The organism is Parachitinimonas caeni, from assembly GCF_030129945.1.
Classification (GTDB): Bacteria; Pseudomonadota; Gammaproteobacteria; order Burkholderiales; family Chitinimonadaceae; genus Parachitinimonas; species Parachitinimonas caeni.
The window spans coordinates 1-5382 of the sequence record NZ_JARRAF010000081.1; the positions used below are offsets into that span (position 1 = coordinate 1).

2 tRNA genes and 3 rRNA genes are annotated in these 5382 nt (G+C 52.5%); all 5 read right to left on the bottom strand.

The features are described from left to right. Window positions 1-48: 48 nt before the first annotated feature. Window positions 49-161, bottom strand: a 5S ribosomal RNA gene (gene rrf, locus PZA18_RS23355). Between the two features lie 113 nt (window positions 162-274). Further along, a 23S ribosomal RNA gene (locus tag PZA18_RS23360) occupies window positions 275-3156 on the bottom strand. Window positions 3157-3409: 253 nt separating this feature from the next. After that, window positions 3410-3485 (bottom strand) — tRNA-Ala (locus tag PZA18_RS23365). 10 nt (window positions 3486-3495) lie between these two features. Then, a tRNA-Ile gene (locus PZA18_RS23370) sits at window positions 3496-3572 on the bottom strand. A gap of 70 nt (window positions 3573-3642) precedes the next feature. Beyond that, a 16S ribosomal RNA gene (locus PZA18_RS23375) occupies window positions 3643-5178 on the bottom strand. The 16S, 23S and 5S rRNA genes sit together here with 2 tRNA genes alongside, the layout of an rRNA operon. Window positions 5179-5382: the final 204 nt, after the last annotated feature.

A 5382-nucleotide genomic window follows, 5' to 3' on the forward strand; every position in this document is an offset into this window, starting at 1 on the left:
AAAGCAAAGCGCCCCGACCATCAGAGGAGGGGGCGCTTTATAAGGGGAGCCTGGCGGTGACCTACTTTCACACGGGAATCCGCACTATCATCGGCGCAGAGGCGTTTCACGGTCCTGTTCGGAATGGGAAGGCGTGGGTCCGTCTCGCTATTGCCGCCAAGCAAAAGGGGGTGGTCTGCTGAGGATAACTCAGCACACCGAAATCGATAGAAGTAGTAACCTTTGGATTTGATTCGAGGCAAACCATTGATCTGAGCAAAACGCTTCAGATTATAGGATCAAGCCTCACGGGCAATTAGTATCGGTTAGCTTAACGCATTACTGCGCTTCCACACCCGACCTATCAACGTCCTGGTCTTGAACGACCCTTTAGGGGAATCTAGTTCCCGGGAAGTCTCATCTTGAGGCAAGTTTCGCGCTTAGATGCTTTCAGCGCTTATCTCTTCCGCACTTAGCTACCCGGCGATACCACTGGCGTGATAACCGGTACACCAGAGGTGCGTCCACTCCGGTCCTCTCGTACTAGGAGCAGCCCCCCTCAAACTTCCAACGCCCACTGCAGATAGGGACAAAACTGTCTCACGACGTTTTAAACCCAGCTCACGTACCACTTTAAATGGCGAACAGCCATACCCTTGGGACCGGCTACAGCCCCAGGATGTGATGAGCCGACATCGAGGTGCCAAACACCGCCGTCGATGTGAACTCTTGGGCGGTATCAGCCTGTTATCCCCGGAGTACCTTTTATCCGTTGAGCGATGGCCCTTCCATACAGAACCACCGGATCACTATGTCCTGCTTTCGCACCTGCTCGACTTGTCGGTCTCGCAGTTAAGCCTTCTTATGCCATTGCACTATCAGTACGATTTCCGACCGTACCTAGAAGACCTTCGAGCTCCTCCGTTACACTTTGGGAGGAGACCGCCCCAGTCAAACTGCCTACCATGCACGGTCCCCGACCCGGATCACGGGTCTAGGTTAGAACCTCAAACACACCAGGGTGGTATTTCAACGTCGGCTCCACGACAACTGGCGTCATCGCTTCAAAGCCTCCCACCTATCCTACACAAGCCTGTTCAAAGTCCAATGCAAAGCTACAGTAAAGGTTCACGGGGTCTTTCCGTCTAGCAGCGGGGAGATTGCATCTTCACAAACATTTCAACTTCGCTGAGTCTCAGGAGGAGACAGTGTGGCCATCGTTACGCCATTCGTGCGGGTCGGAACTTACCCGACAAGGAATTTCGCTACCTTAGGACCGTTATAGTTACGGCCGCCGTTTACTGGGGCTTCGATCAAGAGCTTGCACCCCATCACTTAACCTTCCAGCACCGGGCAGGCGTCACACCCTATACGTCCACTTTCGTGTTTGCAGAGTGCTGTGTTTTTAATAAACAGTCGCAGCCACCTTTTCACTGCAACCCCTTACCGCTCCAGCCGCAGGGCTTTCACGTTATCAGGGCACACCTTCTCCCGAAGTTACGGTGTCAATTTGCCGAGTTCCTTCTCCTGAGTTCTCTCAAGCGCCTTAGAATTCTCATCCTACCCACCTGTGTCGGTTTGCGGTACGGTCTTCATATCACTGAAGCTTAGAGGCTTTTCCTGGAAGCAGAGTATCAGTCACTTCGCGAGCAAGCTCGCTCGTCATCACGCCTCAGTGTTAGCCCTCCGGATTTGCCTAAAGGACCCACCTACACGCTTAAACCAGGACTTCCAACACCTGGATGACCTAACTTTCTTCGTCCCCCCATCGCATGATACAAAGGTACGGGAATATTAACCCGTTTCCCATCGACTACGCTTTTCAGCCTCGCCTTAGGGGCCGACTCACCCTGCGCCGATGAACGTTGCGCAGGAAACCTTGGGTTTTCGGCGACAGGGACTTTCACCCTGTTTATCGCTACTCATGTCAGCATTCGCACTTCCGATACCTCCAGCAGGGTTTACACCACCACCTTCGCAGGCTTACGGAACGCTCCTCTACCACCACACTTACGTGTGATCCGCAGCTTCGGTTATCAGTTTGAGCCCCGTTACATCTTCCGCGCAGGACGACTCGACCAGTGAGCTATTACGCTTTCTTTAAATGATGGCTGCTTCTAAGCCAACATCCTGGCTGTCTATGCCTTCCCACCTCGTTTTCCACTTAACTGATCATTTGGGACCTTAGCTGGCGGTCTGGGTTGTTTCCCTCTTGTCCCAGGACGTTAGCACCCCAGGACTGTCTCCCATGCTCGCACTTGACGGTATTCAGAGTTTGCCATGGTTTGGTAAGTCGCGATGACCCCCTAGCCATAACAGTGCTTTACCCCCGTCAGTGATACATGAGGCACTACCTAAATAGTTTTCGAGGAGAACCAGCTATTTCCAGATTTGTTTAGCCTTTCACCCCTATCCACAGCTCATCCCCTAGTTTTGCAACACTAGTGGGTTCGGTCCTCCAGTGGGTGTTACCCCACCTTCAACCTGGCCATGGATAGATCATCTGGTTTCGGGTCTACGCCCAGCAACTAGCGCCCTATTCGGACTCGGTTTCCCTTCGCCTCCCCTACTCGGTTAAGCTCGCTACTGAACGTAAGTCGCTGACCCATTATACAAAAGGTACGCAGTCACCCGTTTCCAGGCTCCCACTGTTTGTATGCATCCGGTTTCAGGTTCTATTTCACTCCCCTCCCGGGGTTCTTTTCGCCTTTCCCTCACGGTACTGGTTCACTATCGGTCGATCACGAGTATTTAGCCTTGGAGGATGGTCCCCCCATCTTCAGACAGGATTTCTCGTGTCCCGCCCTACTTGTCGTACGCTTAGTACCACCCAATCGCTTTCGTATACGGGGCTATCACCCACTATGGCCAGACTTTCCAGACTGTTCTACTAGCATTTGGACTATCACGTACAGGCTCTTCCCATTTCGCTCGCCACTACTTTGGGAATCTCGGTTGATTTCTTTTCCTGCAGCTACTTAGATGTTTCAGTTCGCTGCGTTCGCCTCTCTAGACCTATGTATTCAGTCTAGGATACCCTCGCGGGTGGGTTTCCCCATTCGGACATCTCCGGATCAATGCTTGTTTGCCAGCTCCCCGAAGCTTTTCGCAGGCTACCACGTCCTTCATCGCCTGTGATCGCCAAGGCATCCACCAGATGCACTTAGTCGCTTGACCCTATAATCTCAAACGGCCTTCTCAGGCAGAACCAACTACTTCTCAGTAGCTAGCTCTTTCCGCTCAAAATCTTCGGTGTTTGCGTCGTCTTAAACTTCGACTTGTCGTCTAAGACTCTCGATACAATCAAACCCAATTTTACTTAGGTTACTTCTTCTATCTTGTTAAAGAACACGTTTCCCTTTCGGGCTGACTTAAGAAATCAGTCAACAACAACCATCTCTAGTCGCTCTTGACTCATCTCTTCGAGTTTTGGTGGAGGCAGACGGGATCGAACCGACGACCCCCTGCTTGCAAAGCAGGTGCTCTCCCAGCTGAGCTATGCCCCCAATCGTCGCATGGTGGGTCAGATAGGAATCGAACCTATGACCCCCGCCTTATCAAGACGGTGCTCTAACCGACTGAGCTACTGACCCAGCGCCTTTCTCGTGTCCACTTCAATACAGTCGATAAGTGTGAGTACTTGATCTAAAGCTTTTTCTCTAGAAAGGAGGTGATCCAGCCGCAGGTTCCCCTACGGCTACCTTGTTACGACTTCACCCCAGTCATGAAACATACCGTGGTAAGCGCCTTCCCGAAGGTTAAGCTACCTACTTCTGGTATCCCCCACTCCCATGGTGTGACGGGCGGTGTGTACAAGGCCCGGGAACGTATTCACCGCGACATGCTGATCCGCGATTACTAGCGATTCCGACTTCATGCAGGCGAGTTGCAGCCTGCAATCCGGACTACGATCGGCTTTATGAGATTGGCTCCCCCTCGCGGGTTGGCTACCCTCTGTACCGACCATTGTATGACGTGTGAAGCCCTACCCATAAGGGCCATGAGGACTTGACGTCATCCCCACCTTCCTCCGGTTTGTCACCGGCAGTCCCACTAAAGTGCCCAACTTAATGGTGGCAACTAGTGGCAAGGGTTGCGCTCGTTGCGGGACTTAACCCAACATCTCACGACACGAGCTGACGACAGCCATGCAGCACCTGTGTCCAGGTTCTCTTTCGAGCACTCCCGCATCTCTGCAGGATTCCTAGCATGTCAAGGGTAGGTAAGGTTTTTCGCGTTGCATCGAATTAATCCACATCATCCACCGCTTGTGCGGGCCCCCGTCAATTCCTTTGAGTTTTAATCTTGCGACCGTACTCCCCAGGCGGTCTACTTCACGCGTTAGCTGCGTTACTAAGAAGGTCTCCCTTCCCAACAACTAGTAGACATCGTTTAGGGCGTGGACTACCAGGGTATCTAATCCTGTTTGCTCCCCACGCTTTCGTGCATGAGTGTCAGTGTTAGCCCAGGGGGCTGCCTTCGCCATCGGTGTTCCTCCACATCTCTACGCATTTCACTGCTACACGTGGAATTCCACCCCCCTCTGCCACACTCTAGTCTTGCAGTCCTCAATGCAGTTCCCAGGTTGAGCCCGGGGATTTCACATCAAGCTTACAAAACCACCTGCGCACGCTTTACGCCCAGTAATTCCGATTAACGCTCGCACCCTACGTATTACCGCGGCTGCTGGCACGTAGTTAGCCGGTGCTTATTCTTCAGGTACTGTCATCCTTCCGTAGTATTAGCACGAAAGTTTTCCTTCCTGACAAAAGAGCTTTACAACCCGAAGGCCTTCTTCACTCACGCGGCATGGCTGGATCAGGCTTTCGCCCATTGTCCAAAATTCCCCACTGCTGCCTCCCGTAGGAGTCTGGGCCGTGTCTCAGTCCCAGTGTGGCTGATCATCCTCTCAGACCAGCTACCGATCGTCGCCTTGGTGAGCCTTTACCTCACCAACTAGCTAATCGGACATCGGCCGCTCCAATCGCGCGAGGTCTTGCGATCCCCCGCTTTCTCCCTCAGGACGTATGCGGTATTAGCCTACCTTTCGGTAAGTTATCCCCCACGACTGGGCACGTTCCGATGCATTACTCACCCGTTCGCCACTAACTTAGGAGCAAGCTCCCAAGTCCGTTCGACTTGCATGTGTAAAGCATGCCGCCAGCGTTCAATCTGAGCCAGGATCAAACTCTTAAGTTCAATCTCTGTATTTCATTTCGGCTTGGCGCAAGATCAAATTGCTTTGATCTTCCGTGCAAGCACTTAGCCTCAAACCAAGCACTCACACTTATCGACTGTATCTTGTTAAAGAACACTTGCTGGCCTGACTAACTATCGCTAAACTTCCCGGTTGCCCGTTTCGTTTCGCTGCGTCAGCAGCAGAGGAAGCGAACTATACGCCCC